15 protein-coding genes are annotated in these 15,492 nt (G+C 62.0%); 1 reads left to right on the top strand and 14 read right to left on the bottom strand.

The genetic code is table 11. From position 1 onward, the window contains the following. The 4 genes from AACZ65_RS17005 to miaB form a co-directional block, all read right to left on the bottom strand. Window positions 1–571, bottom strand: a 571-nt coding sequence (locus AACZ65_RS17005) for a PhoH family protein (protein WP_339672873.1), incomplete at its 3' end; no start/stop codon positions are given. 226 nt (window positions 572–797) lie between these two features. Further along, a complete protein-coding gene (locus AACZ65_RS17000; protein ID WP_339672867.1) occupies window positions 798–1,103 on the bottom strand; it encodes a hypothetical protein in 306 nt (101 codons plus the stop codon). 12 nt (window positions 1,104–1,115) lie between these two features. After that, window positions 1,116–1,616, bottom strand: a complete 501-nt coding sequence (locus AACZ65_RS16995; RefSeq protein ID WP_339672871.1) for an OmpA family protein — start codon at window positions 1,614–1,616, stop codon at window positions 1,116–1,118. A 261-nt stretch (window positions 1,617–1,877) separates the two neighbouring features. Beyond that, the gene (miaB, locus tag AACZ65_RS16990) at window positions 1,878–3,200 is read right to left on the bottom strand and encodes a tRNA (N6-isopentenyl adenosine(37)-C2)-methylthiotransferase MiaB (RefSeq protein ID WP_339672865.1); all 1,323 of its coding nucleotides are present in this window, start codon (window positions 3,198–3,200) and stop codon (window positions 1,878–1,880) included. Between the two features lie 113 nt (window positions 3,201–3,313). Here miaB and AACZ65_RS16985 point away from each other — a divergent pair, with 113 nt between their 5' ends. Continuing rightward, complete coding sequence (locus AACZ65_RS16985; protein WP_339672864.1) at window positions 3,314–4,189, top strand: glycosyltransferase family 2 protein; 876 nt, start codon at window positions 3,314–3,316, stop codon at window positions 4,187–4,189. Window positions 4,190–4,196: 7 nt separating this feature from the next. Here AACZ65_RS16985 and AACZ65_RS16980 read toward each other — a convergent pair whose 3' ends face one another. The 10 genes from AACZ65_RS16980 to AACZ65_RS16935 form a co-directional block, all read right to left on the bottom strand. Further along, on the bottom strand, window positions 4,197–4,427 hold the full coding sequence (locus AACZ65_RS16980) for a hypothetical protein (RefSeq protein WP_339672863.1): 231 nt from the start codon (window positions 4,425–4,427) through the stop codon (window positions 4,197–4,199). Between the two features lie 146 nt (window positions 4,428–4,573). Continuing rightward, a complete protein-coding gene (locus tag AACZ65_RS16975) occupies window positions 4,574–5,365 on the bottom strand; it encodes an enoyl-ACP reductase (protein ID WP_037268917.1) in 792 nt (263 codons plus the stop codon). 6 nt (window positions 5,366–5,371) lie between these two features. Beyond that, window positions 5,372–6,601 (bottom strand): beta-ketoacyl-ACP synthase I, encoded by a 1,230-nt coding sequence (gene fabB, locus AACZ65_RS16970; protein ID WP_339672859.1) that lies wholly within the window; start codon window positions 6,599–6,601, stop codon window positions 5,372–5,374. Between the two features lie 316 nt (window positions 6,602–6,917). Beyond that, window positions 6,918–7,196: an HlyU family transcriptional regulator gene (locus AACZ65_RS16965; protein ID WP_339672857.1), complete on the bottom strand. Its 279-nt coding sequence runs from the start codon at window positions 7,194–7,196 to the stop codon at window positions 6,918–6,920. A gap of 85 nt (window positions 7,197–7,281) precedes the next feature. Next, window positions 7,282–9,267 (bottom strand): RNA polymerase sigma factor RpoD, encoded by a 1,986-nt coding sequence (gene rpoD, locus AACZ65_RS16960; RefSeq protein WP_339672854.1) that lies wholly within the window; start codon window positions 9,265–9,267, stop codon window positions 7,282–7,284. A gap of 118 nt (window positions 9,268–9,385) precedes the next feature. Further along, the gene (dnaG, locus tag AACZ65_RS16955; RefSeq protein ID WP_339672851.1) at window positions 9,386–11,335 is read right to left on the bottom strand and encodes a DNA primase; all 1,950 of its coding nucleotides are present in this window, start codon (window positions 11,333–11,335) and stop codon (window positions 9,386–9,388) included. Window positions 11,336–11,374: 39 nt separating this feature from the next. Then, on the bottom strand, window positions 11,375–11,662 hold the full coding sequence (locus AACZ65_RS16950; RefSeq protein WP_297542273.1) for a DNA primase: 288 nt from the start codon (window positions 11,660–11,662) through the stop codon (window positions 11,375–11,377). A gap of 60 nt (window positions 11,663–11,722) precedes the next feature. Then, entirely contained in the window at window positions 11,723–12,280 is a 558-nt protein-coding gene (locus tag AACZ65_RS16945; RefSeq protein WP_339672848.1) for a sarcosine oxidase subunit gamma, read from the bottom strand. Next, entirely contained in the window at window positions 12,273–15,203 is a 2,931-nt protein-coding gene (locus tag AACZ65_RS16940; RefSeq protein ID WP_339672846.1) for a sarcosine oxidase subunit alpha family protein, read from the bottom strand. The genes AACZ65_RS16945 and AACZ65_RS16940 overlap by 8 nt, the downstream gene beginning before the upstream one ends. Continuing rightward, on the bottom strand, window positions 15,200–15,457 hold the full coding sequence (locus AACZ65_RS16935) for a sarcosine oxidase subunit delta (RefSeq protein WP_339672844.1): 258 nt from the start codon (window positions 15,455–15,457) through the stop codon (window positions 15,200–15,202). The genes AACZ65_RS16940 and AACZ65_RS16935 overlap by 4 nt, the downstream gene beginning before the upstream one ends. Window positions 15,458–15,492: the final 35 nt, after the last annotated feature.

Genomic DNA, 15,492 nt, shown 5'->3' with positions numbered 1-15,492 from the left:
CGTTCAGCGCATCATAGAGCGGCTGCATGTAGGGATCGACCTTGTCCTTCATATCCCCCGGCAAATAGCCCAGCTTCTCGCCCGCCTCGACGGCCGGACGGCTCAGGATGATCCGGTCCACATGCCCCTCGATGAACATATTGACCCCGACAGCGACCGCCAGATAGGTCTTGCCGGTGCCCGCAGGCCCGATGCCAAAGGCCAGCTCATGCGCAAACAACGATCGCACATAGGATTTCTGCGCCTCGGTGCGTGGCTCCACGTATTTCTTGCGGGTCTTGATCTCGACCGGGCCGCTCTTGAACATCTCGAGCTGATCGCCCGCCAGCGCGCCGGTCTCACTCTCCGATCCGCCCATCCGCAATTCGCGGTCCACGTCGCCACGCTCGACCGCGCGCCCGCTTTCCAGCCGGGAATACAGCGCCTGCAACACGCCTGTCGCCTCACGCACCGGACCATCCTCGCCCATGACCGACAGGTGATTGCCGCGCCGGACAATCTGCACCCCCAGTTTTCGCTCGATCTCGGCAAGGTTCCGATCATACTCGCCGCAGAGGTCAATCAGCAGCATGTTATCCGGGAATTCGATCACGGACTCTTGCAAAGAGGCCAGATCGGCGGCGGGGGGCGGCGCGTTATTACCCAAGCATATCTCCCACAGGGTCAGAGGTTCCCCTTCACAGTGCCAAGATGCCGCCGCCTGCGCAAGCAGACAGCCGCGATTCCGGGCAAACCGGCGAAAAAAATGCGGGCCAAAAGGGGCCCGCACATTGGTTCATCAGATGGGACAATCCCGATCAAATCGGATCGCCGATCAGGCTCGTGGAGCCTTGCTTGAAATTGCCCGTCGCCACGGTGGGCGGGGCAATGCCCGAACAGACCGGCTTGCCGAACTTGTCCAGACGTTGCGACAGATAGCCTTCGACGCCATCGTCGATGATCCAGTGGTCACAGCCGTTGGGATCAACCCAGATCCCGGCCTGCATCTGGCTCAGATGCCCCCTGTCAAAGATATTGCGGTCCACTGTCTTGTCCGGGCCCGCGTCACAGGCCGCCAATAGTCCGACCATGGGCAGGGCGAGCGCGATTTTATAGGTTTTCATAGCTCAGCCCCCTCAGCGCCAGCACAGGATTTCGACACGGCGATTCTGCGCCATGCCCTCGGCGGTGTTGTTCGACGCCTTGGGCATCCGCTCGCCATAGCCGCGCACATCCGCGATGCTGGCCCCGGCGCTGCGCGCCACCGCCGCCACCGAATTTGCCCGCCGCAGCGACAGGCCCATGTTGTACTCATCCGAGGCGCGGCTGTCGGTATGACCGACGATGGTGTAAGAGACGGCTTGCGTCTGCTGGAAGAACTCGCGCAGGCGTTGCTGCCCCGACGAGCTTATACGCGCGCTATCCGTTGCAAAGAGCTGGTCGGTGTTGACCACCCCGCACAGATTGACCTCACGACACACCGGAATACCTTGGCGCGTCACATGCGGGCTCATATAGCCCTCCGCGCCGTCGTCCATCACCCAATGTTCGCATCCATCCGGATCCACCCAGATGGTCGGAATATAGCGCTCCCCCAAAACGGTCCGTTGCTGCTGCGCGGCTGCACCGCTTGCCATCACCGCGACGCCAAGAGCAATGGCACTTGCCCCCCGCATGACCGCGTGAAGCGTATTCGAAATGCGTTTCGTCACGACCCCAGTCCTTTTATTGCCCCCAGAAGGTGGTCAACTCCATGACCCCCAACCATTTAATAAGACTGAATTGTATCAAGTCTTCGCTTAAAGTGAAGCAAATTTCACCAGATATTGTGCCCCTCAGGGAAACAATGCCACGCTCTGGCCACAATTCATCCACAGCGCAGGGAAATCGCCGTAGATTCAGGAGGAAATCAACTGACCGGCCAGTGAATTCGGCCCGCTCTCGATAATCTCGACCTGCCGCAAATCGCCAATCGCCACATCGCCGGTGACATGCACCGCGTGCAGGTGATCGGACTTGCCCACCATTTGCCCCGGCATTCGCCCCGCCTTTTCAAACAGCACCCCAACCCGGCGCCCGACCATCGCATCCTGCGCCGCGCGCTGCTGACGGGTGATCAACTCTTGCAACCGATAAAGCCGCTCGGTCTTGACTTCTTCAGGCACCTGCGGCCGCTCGGCAGCGGGCGTGCCGGGACGGGTGGAATATTTGAACGAAAAGGCAGACCCGTAGTTGACGGCTTCAATCAACTCCATTGTCGCCTGAAAATCGGCATCCGTTTCCTCGGGAAAGCCCACGATGAAATCCCCCGACAACAGGATATCCGGCCGCGCCGCGCGGATGCGCTCGATCAGGCGCAGATAGCTTTCGGCAGTATGGCTGCGGTTCATCCGCTTGAGGATACGGTCAGACCCCGATTGCACCGGCAAATGCAGATAGGGCATGAGTTTGGCACAGTCCCCATGCGCGGCAATCAGGTCATCGTCCATGTCATTGGGATGGCTCGTGGTGAACCGGATACGCTCCAGCCCGTCAATCTCGCTCAAGGCCCAGACCAGCCGCGCCAGCCCCCAATCACCACCCTCGCCAGCCCCGTGATAGGCATTCACGTTCTGTCCCAAGAGCGTGATCTCGCGCACGCCACGCTCGACCAGATCCCGGGCTTCTTCCAGCACACGGCTTGCCGGGCGGCTCACCTCTGCCCCGCGCGTGTAGGGCACAACGCAGAAAGCACAGAACTTGTCACAGCCTTCCTGCACGGTCAAAAACGCGGTCGGCCCGCGCCGCGCTTTGGGTCGGTGCCGCAACGTGTCGAACTTGTCGTCAATCGGGAAATCGGTATCGAGCGCCTTTTCCCCCGCACGCACCCGCGCTTCCATCTCGGGCAGGCGGTGATAACTCTGCGGTCCCACCACCAGATCGACCAGCGGCTGGCGGCGCATGATCTCTTCGCCCTCGGCCTGTGCCACGCACCCTGTCACCCCGATCTTCAGATCGGGCTTGTCCAGCTTGAACTGCTTCATCCGCCCCAGTTCGGAATAGACCTTTTCCGCGGCCTTTTCGCGGATATGACAGGTGTTGAGCAGAATCATGTCGGCCTCGGCCGGATCTTGGGTCTCGACATATCCTGACCCGCCCATGGCCTCGGCCATGCGCTCGCTGTCATAGACATTCATCTGACAGCCATAGGTCTTGATAAAGAGCTTTTTCACATCTGCCATGCGCCCGGCCTCCGCCCTTGGGTTCAGGCTGTCTGACTACATCAGGGGATAGGGCACTTGCAATGCCCCCGCGTTTGTCGGACTTTGCACAAAAACCAAGGGTAGAGCCGCGCATGACCGCCCCCGACCTCAAGAGCTTTCTCGCCAACTCCGGCAAGGCCCTCGCCAAAGGCCCCATCGCCATGGTCTTTGCAGAGGATGAGACCGAACTCAACTCTACCCTGCGCCACCATCTCGACACTGGCTTTGCCGCCGTGCTGCTCTTTGCGCCCGACAACTTTACCTTGGCCCGCGACGTGGCCGACACCCCCGGCCTTTACCGCATTCGCCACGACCTATCCTCTGGCGATAGCCTGACCGAGGCGGTCAACGCCGTCATCGCCGCCGCCCCCGGCCTCTGGATGTATTACTGCTACAACGCCGAATACCTGTTCTATCCCTTCTGCGAGACCCGCACCGTGGGCGAAATGCTGGCCTTTCACACCGAGGAACGCCGCGACGCGATGCTGACCTATGTGATTGATCTCTACGCTGGCGATCTCGATACCTACCCCGATGCCGTCTGCCTCGAGACGGCGCATATGGACAAATCCGGCTATTACGCCCTCGCGCGCCCCGACCCCGAGAACCACAACCACCCCAGAGAACGGCAGCTTGATTTCTACGGCGGCCTACGCTGGCGCTACGAGGAACATATCCCCGCCAAACGCCGCAAGATCGACCGCATCGCGCTCTTTCGTGCCAAACCAGAGCTGAAACTGCGCGAGGATCACACCTTTTCCGACGAGGAATACAATACCTACGCCTGCCCCTGGCATCACAACCTGACCAGCGCCATCGTGTCCTTTCGCACCGCCAAGGCGCTCAAGCGCAACCCCGGCTCAACCTTCGACATCCATAGCTTCAAATGGCACAACTCGATCCCGTTCGAATGGCATTCGCGGCAATTGCTCGATCTGGGTCTGATGGAACCGGGCCAGTGGTTCTAATTGCGGATTAATCCGCCACCCGCAGCAAAAGCGCCGTCAGCGGATCCAGCCCGGAATCCTTGGCCACGGCAATGCCACCGTCCAGCCGCGCCAAGAGGGCGCGCGCGGTCTCGTTGCCGTCAATCATACTTTGCGCCTGCGCAACCGCGCCCTGCAGCGCGTCATGCACCCCCGGCGCCAGCGCCCGCTCCTGCCAGATGGACACCAGCGCACAGAGACCAAGTGAGGCACTCGTCATCCACGCCCACCGCCGCGCGCGGCGGGCACGGGCAAGTGATCTGATCTCAGCGGGTTGGCCGACCTGGCGAAATTGCTCCATGCGCGCAGCCTGATGCAGCAACACGGCAAGACTTTGGCAACAACGAGGCCAGAGCCGGTCCGACCTCAGAGGTTCTCGGCCTGCGGCATGCCCAGAACGTGATACCCCCCATCGACATGGATGATCTCACCGCTGGTGCAGGCCCCCGCGTCCGACGCGAGATAGACCGCCGTGCCGCCAATCGCCTCCAACGTGGCATTCGCCCGCATCGGCGCATTCACCTCGGTATGCCGAAACGTCTTGCGCGCGCCACCAATCGCGGCCCCTGCCAGCGTTTTCATCGGTCCGGGGCTGATCGCATTGACGCGGATCCCATCCGGCCCCAGATCATTCGCCAGATAGCGCGTCGCCGATTCCAGCGCCGCCTTGGCCACGCCCATCACGTTGTAATTCGGCACAACCTTGTTCGACCCCTGATAGGTCAAGGTCAACAGACAGCCGCCATTGTCCTTCATCATCGGATAGGCCCGCCGCGCCACCTCGATGAACGAATAGGCCGAGATTTCCAGCGAATGTTTGAAATTCGCCCGACTCGTGTTCAGGAACCGCCCCGTCAGCTCCGACTTGTCGGAATAGGCCACCGCATGCACCACGAAATCAATCGTCGGCCACCGCTCCGCCAGCGCCGCGAAAGCGGCATCAAGCGAGGCGTCATCGGTCACATCCACATCAAGCAAGAGGTCAGAGCCAACGCTCGACGCCAGCGGCTCGACCCGCTTGGCAAAATTCTCACCCTGATAGGAAAAGGCCAGTTCCGCCCCCGCTTCATGCATCGCCCGTGCAATTCCCCAGGCGATGGAGCGGTCATTGGCCACCCCCATGATCAGGCCGCGCTTGCCCTGCATCGCAATCGTCATCTCATCTCACCCGTGAAATTTGCTCAGCAACATCGAGCCATTGGTGCCGCCAAATCCAAAGGAGTTGGTCATCACCGTATCCAGCCCGGCATTGTCCACCCGCACCGTCGCAATCTCTGCCGGATCAAGTGCCGGATCGAGCGTTTCGACATTGATCGAGGGCGCTATGAAATCATTCTCCAGCATCAAGAGGCAATAGATCGCCTCCTGCGCGCCCGTGGCCCCCTGGGAATGACCCGTCATCGACTTGGTGGAACTGATCGGCGGCGTGCTGCCTTGGCCAAAGACCCGGCGCACCGCCTCGACCTCACCCACATCGCCCACGGGTGTCGAGGTGCCATGCGCGTTGATATAGCTCACGCGCCGCCCCTCTGGCAGCGTCGCCACCGCCAAACGCATCGCCCGTTCGCCGCCCTCTCCCGAGGGGGCCACCATATCGGCCCCGTCCGAAGTGGCGCCATAGCCCGTCACTTCGGCATAGATCTTGGCCCCGCGCGCCTTTGCACGCTCCAACTCTTCCAGCACGACGATACCGCCCCCCGCCGAGATCACGAACCCGTCGCGCCCCACGTCAAAGGCCCGGCTCGCCGTGGTGGGCGTGTCGTTGTATTTCGACGACATCGCCCCCATCGCATCAAAGAGGCACGACAGCGACCAATCCAATTCCTCTCCACCACCTGCAAACATCACATCCTGCTTGCCGAACATGATCTGCTCTGCGGCATGGCCGATGCAATGCAGGCTGGTGGAACAGGCCGAGGTGATCGAATAATTCAGCCCCTTGATCTTGTAGGAGGTGGCCAGATTGGCCGAAATCGTCGAACACATGGTCTTGGGCACGGCGAACGGTCCGATCCGCTTGGTCGATCCCGTATCCAGCGCCACCTGATGCGCCGCCAACATCGCGCTTGTCGAGGGGCCGCCCGATCCCGCAACAACCCCGGTGCGAGGGTTGATCACGTCGCTTTCCTCAAGGCCTGCATCGGCAATGGCCTGCCCCATGGCGATATAGGCATAGGCCGCCCCGCCCCCCATGAACCGCAGCGCGCGCTTGTCCACATGCTGGGTCACATCGAGATTGATCGCCCCGGCCACCCGACTGCGAAAGCCATGCTCGGCCATCGCCTCGTTTGCGGTGATGCCCGACCGCCCCTCTCGGAGTGATGCCAGAACCTCTTGGGCGTTGTTGCCAATGCTGGAGACGATCCCCAGACCTGTGACCACGACACGACGCATGGGTGCCTCCCTCTGCTTTGTTACAGCCTCTGTAAGACAGCGTGAGTTGAGGGGCAAGCGGTTAGGGGGCGATCCGCTGACCAGCGCGCGCTCTGATTACGCTTTGTGCAAGGGACCGACAGCGCGCACGCCGCTCTACCCGCACCGATTAACGCCCCGCGCGCCCGCGAGCATTGACTATCCGTTAACCGCCGGCACGCGCATAGGACCAAAACCGCCCCTGGACTGGGACCTTACAAAATCCCCTGACAAACCTTACAGAGCTTACATTTTCCAGATGCCTGACCTAGGGCCTCGCTTCGCCGATCAACACGCCTTACTTGCGAAAGATCGCCTCGCCCTGCTCGTCAATGACCTGCTTGGCCTTGCGCACACAAAACGCCCGCGCCTCATCGAGACTGGCAATGGTATCGGCCCGCAAAAGCTGATGCACCTGCACTTCGCCGTCGATGTCCTTCTCGATCCGCGCCGCGACCCTGTATCCGCCTTCGGCCGCTTGTGGCGCGGGTAAGATACGGAAATCCTTGTATATTTCCGCCTGCACCTCGGGCTCGGCCTTGGCTTTGCCCCCAAACAATCGCGACAGGATCGACATTTGGCCTCCAGATTATGCACCGCAGGGTGCGCATTCATTGCGCACCCCATAACTCTCTGTTTTCAAAAGCGGATTTTCATCCGCCCTACTGATCCAGAAAACTCCGCAGCTTCCGGCTCCGGCTGGGATGCTTGAGCTTGCGCAGCGCCTTGGCCTCGATCTGGCGGATCCGCTCGCGGGTCACAGAGAACTGTTGCCCCACTTCTTCCAGCGTGTGATCGGTGTTCATACCGATGCCGAACCGCATCCGCAAAACCCGCTCTTCGCGCGGCGTGAGCGACGACAAAACCCGCGTCGTGGTTTCCTTGAGGTTGTCCTGAATGGCGCTATCCAACGGAAGAATAACGTTTTTATCCTCGATGAAGTCGCCAAGCTGGCTGTCTTCCTCATCGCCAATCGGGGTCTCAAGCGAAATCGGCTCCTTGGCGATCTTCATCACCTTGCGGACCTTTTCCAGCGGCATTTGCAGCTTTTCCGCCAATTCCTCGGGCGTTGGTTCGCGGCCAATCTCGTGCAGCATCTGACGACCGGTGCGTACCAGCTTGTTGATCGTCTCGATCATATGCACCGGAATACGGATGGTGCGCGCCTGATCCGCGATGCTCCGCGTGATCGCCTGACGGATCCACCAGGTCGCGTAGGTGCTGAATTTATAGCCCCGGCGATACTCGAACTTGTCCACGGCCTTCATCAGGCCAATGTTGCCTTCCTGAATAAGATCAAGGAATTGCAGGCCGCGATTGGTGTATTTCTTGGCAATCGAAATCACCAGACGCAGGTTGGCTTCGACCATTTCCTTCTTGGCCTGCCGCGCCTCTTTCTCGCCCTTTTGAACCTGCTGCACGATGCGGCGGAATTCGGAAATGTCCAGGCCCACATACTGGCCGACCTGCGCCATGTCCGAGCGCAGTTCCGCCACCTTCTCGGGGCTGCGCTCAATGAACATCTGCCAGCCACGGCCTGCTTTGCGCGCCATGTCCTCCAGCCAGTTGGGATCAAGCTCGCGACCGCGATATTCTTCAATGAATTCAGAACGGTTGATACGCGCCTGATCGGCCAGTTTGACCATGGCACTGTCGATCTGCATGATCCGGCGGTTGATGCCATAGAGCTGATCAATCAGCGCCTCGATGCGGTTGTTGTGCAGATGCAGCTCGTTGACCAGCTCGACAATCTCGCTGCGCAGGGTCTGATAGGTCTGCTCCTGCTCGCGGCTGAACGATCCATCTTCGTTCAATGTAGCCGAGATGCGGCTGTCCTGCATCTCGCTCAGCATGGCATAGTCCGACGCGATCCGGTCCAGAGTATCCAGGACACGCGGTTTTAGCGCGGCCTCCATAGCAGCAAGGCTCATATTGGCCTGCTCGTCATCGTCGTCATCGTCATCGGAATGGATCGGATTGCCATCGGCATCCAGATCAGGCTCGCTCTCATCGCGGCTCATGCCACCGGGGGCACTTGTCACATTGGCCGCGCCGACCACCGGCTCGGCATCCTCATCGCCCAACTGGGTGCCAAAAGTGGCCTCAAGATCGATCACATCGCGCAGCAGGATGTCTTCACCCAAGAGTTCGTCGCGCCAGATGGTGATCGCCTGAAAGGTCAGCGGGCTCTCGCAGAGGCCCGCGATCATCGTGTTGCGCCCGGCCTCGATCCGCTTGGCAATGGCAATCTCGCCCTCGCGGCTCAGAAGTTCGACCGACCCCATCTCGCGCAGATACATCCGCACCGGATCATCCGTGCGGTCGAGCTTTTCTTCCTTGCCCGAGCCAAGCGTGATCTCGCCGCGCCGCCCGATTTCGGCCACAGCGGTCGAGCGCCCCTCTTCCTCTTCGGCGTCCTCGGCCTCAATGATGTTGATTCCCATCTCCGAGAGCATCGACATCACGTCTTCGATCTGTTCCGACGACACCTGATCCGGTGGCAGAACCTCGTTCAGCTGGTCATAGGTGATAAAGCCCTTTTCCCGCGCCTCCGCGATCATCCGCTTGACCGCCGCCTGGCTCATGTCGAGCGAAACTTCGGCTTCGACTTCCTCTGGCTTATCGTCGTCGGTATCTTTGGCGGCCATGAATGACTCCTCGGCTATGGGCGGGGCGGGTGATTCGGTTGACCCGAATCAATAGCGCGTTCTGTTGATTCGCACACCCGTCTACCCTGATTTATTCGGCACTTCCTTACGAAAACAATCATCGTCCCGGTTTAGAAAAGGTTATCTTGTCGAGCAAGGCGTCGAACTGTTGTTTCTCATCACGTTTGATCCGCGCGCCATTTTCGCCCAGGTCGTATTCGGCCCGGTCCTCTTGCTGGCTGCGGACTGCGCGGTTGCGCGCCTCGGCGGCCTGCCCCAGACGGTAGGTCAGCGACTCATCGGCAAGCCCTTCAATGTCTTCTGTCGCTTCGGACAGCTCTGCCATCCAGCCGCGTTGTGCCGTCAGCTTGGCCAACTCTTCGGTCAGGGTCAGGATGGCAAGCTCCTCATCTCCGGGGTGCCGCACCGGTGGGGTGAGCGCGACATGGGGCAAAGTCATCAGCTTTTCAAGGGGTGCGGGGCCCATCTCGGCCTCAATTCGAGCGTTGAGGCTTTCGGCCCCGTCGGCCGCATAGCGCAAAATCATATCCCGCAGACATGCCAGATCAGGATCACGACACTCTAGCTTTTCAAGGCCTGCCTCGAACCGCGCTGCGACAGAGGGGCAAGAGATCAACGTCGCCAGAACCACCGCCTCACGCAGGTGCACCGCACCATCCCCCTCCGCCGCCACCAGAAGCGAGGACTTCGTTGCCGCCCGCGCCGGCTCCGGCGGCGGCCATTTGCCGCCACGGGCACGGGGCGTAAAGCCGGTGCTCCGGCGCGGATTAAAGAGCTGCCACCGCAGATCCTTGATCGCTTGCCCATAGTGGCTACGAATCGAGGGGTCGCGAATCAGCATGATCTTTTCGCGCAGCACCTTGTCGAGTGCCGCCCTGCGCTCCGGACTATCGAAATCGTGGCCCTCGGTTTCACGCTGCCACAAGAGCTGCACCATAGGCCATGCGCCCTCAATGCGCGCTTGTACCGCGCCTGCCCCCTCGGAGCGCAAAAGATCGTCCGGGTCTTTGCCTTCGGGCATCAACGCAAAACGCAGTGATTTGCCCGCCTCCAAGAGCGGCAGCGCCAGATCAATCACCCGATAGGCCGCGCGCAGCCCGGCTGTATCACCATCCAATGCAATCACGGGCTCGGGCGCGATCCGCCACATGAGTTGCAACTGATGCTCGGTCACAGCGGTACCCAAGGGCGCCACCGCCGCCCCAAACCCCGCCGCGACCAGTGCGATTACATCCATATAGCCTTCGGCCACGATCAGCGTTTGGCCCTTGCCCGCCGCCTCGCGCGCAGGTCCGTGATTGTAGAGCGTGTGGGATTTGTCAAAAAGCTCGGTTTCCGGCGAATTCAGATACTTGGCCGGGTCACTCTGGTCCATCGCCCGCCCGCCAAAGGCAATGCAGCGCCCGCGCGCATCGCGGATGGGGAACATGATCCGGTTGCGGAACGTGTCATAGGGCTTGCCGCCCTTCTGACTGTCCTTGGCCAGACCGCAGGCCAGGATCATCTCTGGCGGCACGCCCTTGGCCGTCAGATGATCCCACAGGCCCTGCCAGCCATCGGGCGCAAAGCCCAGATCGAACTGCGCTTGCGTCTCCTCGCTCAGCTTGCGCCCCTTGAGATAGTCGCGCGCCGCAGCCCCGGCCCCGCTGCGCAGTTGCAGGCCGAAGTACTTGACCGCCTGTTCCATCACCTCGATCAATTGCCCGCGCCGATCGGCCTTGGCCTGTGCCTGCGGATCGCGCTCCGGCATCGGCATGCCCGCCTCGGCGGCAAGGATTTGCACCGCCTCCATGAAATCGACATTCTCGGTCTCACGGACAAAGGAAATCGCATCGCCCTTGGCGTGACAGCCAAAACAGTAGTAGAACCCTTTTCGGTCATCCACATGAAAAGACGCGGTTTTTTCCTGGTGGAATGGGCAAGGCGCCCACATGTCACCTTTACCGGGATTGGACTTGCGATTGTCCCACGACACCTTGCGCCCGACCACATGGGAGAGCGACAGGCGGTTTTGCAACTCGTCAAGAAATCCGGGGGGCAGGCTCATGCCCCTATATTGGGCGCGCGCGGCTCAGAGTCCAGAGGGCTACTGCGCCTCGCATTGCGTGACATAGCTGCCTGCCACGTCCTCGGCCAATTGCGCCTCGTCCAGCGAATAGACCCAATCCACCAGGGGCTGAACCGCGGGCGCATAGGTCGACATGTCGCCTGTCATCTCGGCGGTGATCGCGGTGATCGCGGCGGGGGCCTCTTCGCCCGATTTGCGCGCCTCCACGGCCAATGCCACGATCTCGCCCGTGGGCGCACACATCGGGTTCTCGGCAACGGCCATCACGGGCAAGAGGCAGAGGGCAGCGGTCAGCATCGGGCGCATGGGCGATCCTTTCGTTCAGACCCGGCTCTCATAGGCCAGATTTCCGCCTCTGTCAGCGCCCTACATCGGTGAATTTTGTCGCGCCGCAACCCGTGCCATCGCAATCTCCGCCTCATGGACCAGCGTAGCCGCCATCGACCGGAACACCATGATCTGCCATGTCTGCGGCCCCACACGGCTCACGGACCCGGCCATATGCGCCACATCCGTGCGCGCGGTATGGCCCGGTGCAAAGACCGCCTCGCGCAGATCGAGAGGACAGAGCCGCGCCAGAACCTCGACCGCTTGCCGGCCCTCCAATTGCACGACCGCCCAGGCGTCCGACTGGTCTGTCAGCGCCGCATGAGCTGCCAAGCTTTCATCAGGCTCGGGACCGATCAAAAGGGCCAGCTCGCGCCCGAACCAGAGCGCGCGCGCCGCCGCCTGCCCCGTCATGCGTCCCGGTTCCGGCCATGCCACGCCATGCGCTACCTGCATCGCGGCTGATAATGCCCCGGCAGAGCCTCGATAGGGCGCAAGCGAGGTCATCCGCCCCGGCACCATCTCGGTCAGACGCAGTCCGCCCACTGTCACCGGCAATAGCCCCTCACAGGGGGTTTGAACCTTGAAGTCAGCCACGCAACCGCCCTCCTTCGGGATCAAACGCCACCAGAGGTGTGACTTCGCACACCGTCTCGGACTTGCGCAGGTGATCCACAACCCGCACCCGTTCGCCCATCCGCTCCGGCCCGCGCCTGAGGAAGCCGATGCCGATCACATGCCCAAGCGTCGGCGAATAGCAGGCGCTCGTGACATAGCCTTGATCGTTGTCGCTGACCGCTTCGGCGTGCTCATCAAAGATATGCGCCCCCGCCAGTAGCTCCTTGACCGCGCCCACCGGTTTCAGGCCCACCATGCGCTCACGCTCCGGGTCCATCAGACCGGGGCGAGCGGCCGCCGCCTTGCCGATGAAATCCTTCTTGGCGCTCATCATCCCCTGCATACCGATGTCATAGGCGGTCACGCGGCCATGGATTTCGGCATGGGTGATGAACCCCTTTTCGATCCGCAGCACATTGAGTGCCTCAAGCCCGTACGCCCCGCCGCCCATAGCCTCGGCGCGTTTGACCAACGCGCAGAACAGCGCCGCCCCGTAGCGCGCAGGCACGGCGATTTCATAGGCATGCTCGCCCGAGAACGAGATCCGAAAGAGCCGCCCCGCCACCCCAGCCAGGCGAACCGCGCCACAAGCCATATAGGGAAATCCGGCATCATCAATCGGTGCGTCCAGCATCCCATTCAGCAACGCCCGCGCTTGCGGCCCCGCTATGGCGAACTGTGCCCACTGCTCGGTCACGGACACGATCCGTACATCCCATTCGGGGCGCAAAACCTGCGCTACGAATTCCAGATGCCGCATCACCTGCCCCGCCGCCGCCGTGGTGGTGGTCAATACGAAATGCCTTTCCCCTAGACGCGCGCAGGTTCCGTCGTCCATGACATGCCCATCCTCGCGCAGCATGAGACCATATCGCACACGGTCCACCTTCAGCGTCGAGAACATGTTGGTGTAGACGAAATCGAGGAACCGTGCGGCATCAGCTCCCTGCACGTCGATCTTGCCAAGGGTGGACACATCGCAGACACCAACCGCGCCGCGCACCATCGCGACCTCACGGTCGCAGGATTGCCGCCAATGGTTCTCACCCTTTTGCGGGAAATAGCTAGGCCGATACCACAGCCCGGCTTCAATCATCGGGGCACCGCGCGCAGTGCTCTCTTGATGCGAGGTGGTGCGCCGCTCTGGGGCAAAGCCTTTGCCCTTGCCACCTGCCCCCAAGGCCGCGATCGGCACCGGCACATAGGGCGGACGAAAGGTGGTGGTGCCAGTCTCGACAATACCACGCCCCGTCGCCTCGGCCAGCACAGCCAGCGCGGCGACGTTGGAATTCTTGCCCTGATCCGGGGCCATGCCTTGCGTCGTGTAGCGCTTCATATGCTCGACCGAGCGGAAATTTTCGCCCGCCGCCTGCACCACATCCTTGACCGTCACATCGTTCTGGAAATCGAGCCACGCCCGGCCCTTGCCCGGCACCTGCCAGATCGGAAAGATGTCATAACTGGTCTTTCCGGCCGTAGGAGCCGCCAGTTCTGGCGCACGAAACCCAAGGTCCACCGCCACCGCTGCCCCCTCGGCCAATCCGCTTTCCAGACAGGCTTGGGTGGAAAACGCACCTGCCGCCGCCCCTGCCACGCGCATGCCCGGCACAGCATTTTCTGGCGGTAAAAACGCCTGCCGCGCCGCGTCCCACGTGGGCCGCGCCCCCATGTGACAGGCCAGATGCACCGTCGGGTTCCACCCGCCCGAAATCGCAAGGCAATCGGCAGCGATCCGGTCCTCACCTTTGGCCGTGGCAAGCGTCACCGCCTCCAGCCCACGCCGCCCACTCGTGCCACAGACCTGCGCTCCGGGATAAAACGGCACATCAAGGTCACAGCGCGCATAGGGACGCGCGTCGATCAATGCGGCCACATGCACGCCCGCCGCCTGCAAATCGGCCACCGTGCGATGAGCGCTGTCGTTATTGCCGAAAACCACCGTGCTCTGTCCCGGCGCCACGCCCCAGCGATTGACATACGCACGCACAGCCCCCGCCATCATGAGCCCTGGCCGGTCGTTGTTTGGAAAGGCGATGGCCCGTTCCAGCGCCCCCGCAGCCAGCACCGCGCGCCGCGCCACGATCCGCCAGAAACAGCCCTTGGGCGCGTGACCGCGCGCGGCAATATCCGGTGCCAGCCTTTCCAGCGCGCCATAGGTGCCGCCATCATAGACGCCGGTCACAGCCGTGCGGGTCATGATCCGGACATTCGGCATCGCGGCCAGTTCCGCCGCGATCTCATCCACCCAATCGACACCAGCCAGCCCGTCGACCTCTTCGGTCTCGGCCAGGAGGCGCCCGCCAAGTCGCGTGTCCTCTTCGGCAAGGATCACATCCGCGCCCGCCTCTGCCGCCGCCCGCGCCGCCATCAGCCCCGCAGGACCGGCCCCGATGACCAGCACATCGCAATGGGCATGGGCCCGCTCGTAGCTGTCCTCGCACGCGTCCCCCGACAGCGCCCCCAAACCGGCAGCACGGCGAATGAGCGGCTCATATACCCGCTCCCAAAAGGCGCGCGGCCACATGAAGGTCTTGTAATAGAATCCAGCCCCCAGAAACGGCGCGAAGACATCATTGACCGCCAGCAGATCCAGCCCCAGCGTCGGCCAGCGGTTCTGGCTTTGCGCCCATAGGCCCTCGTGCACTTCGACGGTCGTCGCCCTCAGGTTCGGCTCTTGCGTGGCACCCCGTCCCACCGTAACCAGCGCATTCGGCTCCTCACTGCCTGCGGTCATCACCCCACGCGGGCGGTGATACTTGAAGGACCGCGCCACCATCCGCACGCCGCTGGCCAAGAGCGCCGAGGCCAGCGTATCGCCTGCAAACCCCTCATATCGACGGCCGTCAAAGTGAAAGCTCACCGGATGCGCCCGGTCGATCAGCCCTTTGCCTTCGAGCCTCATGCGCCCGCCTCCGTCGCCAGAGCCACGCCCAGAACCTCATGCGTGACCGTATTGCGCGTCACGATCAGCCAGGCTCCGCAACCCTGCTCGTGCTGCCACAAATCACGGGTCACACCCGGCAGGTTGTCACGATTGTGGATGTAATCATCCCACTCCGGCGCCCAGATTTCGCCCTCTGGCCGCGGGAGTGCCGCCCCCTGATAGTAGAACTCGCGACGATCCCGCTCGCCACAGATCGGACAGCCCAGCCTCATCTTATCCGCGCCTTCATCGTTCCAGAAATACTCAA

The organism is uncultured Roseovarius sp. (genome assembly GCF_963972555.1).
Classification (GTDB): Bacteria; Pseudomonadota; Alphaproteobacteria; order Rhodobacterales; family Rhodobacteraceae; genus Roseovarius; species Roseovarius mucosus.
The sequence above is the reverse complement of the archived record's forward strand: the minus strand, read 5'-3'. Positions and strand labels throughout refer to the sequence as shown.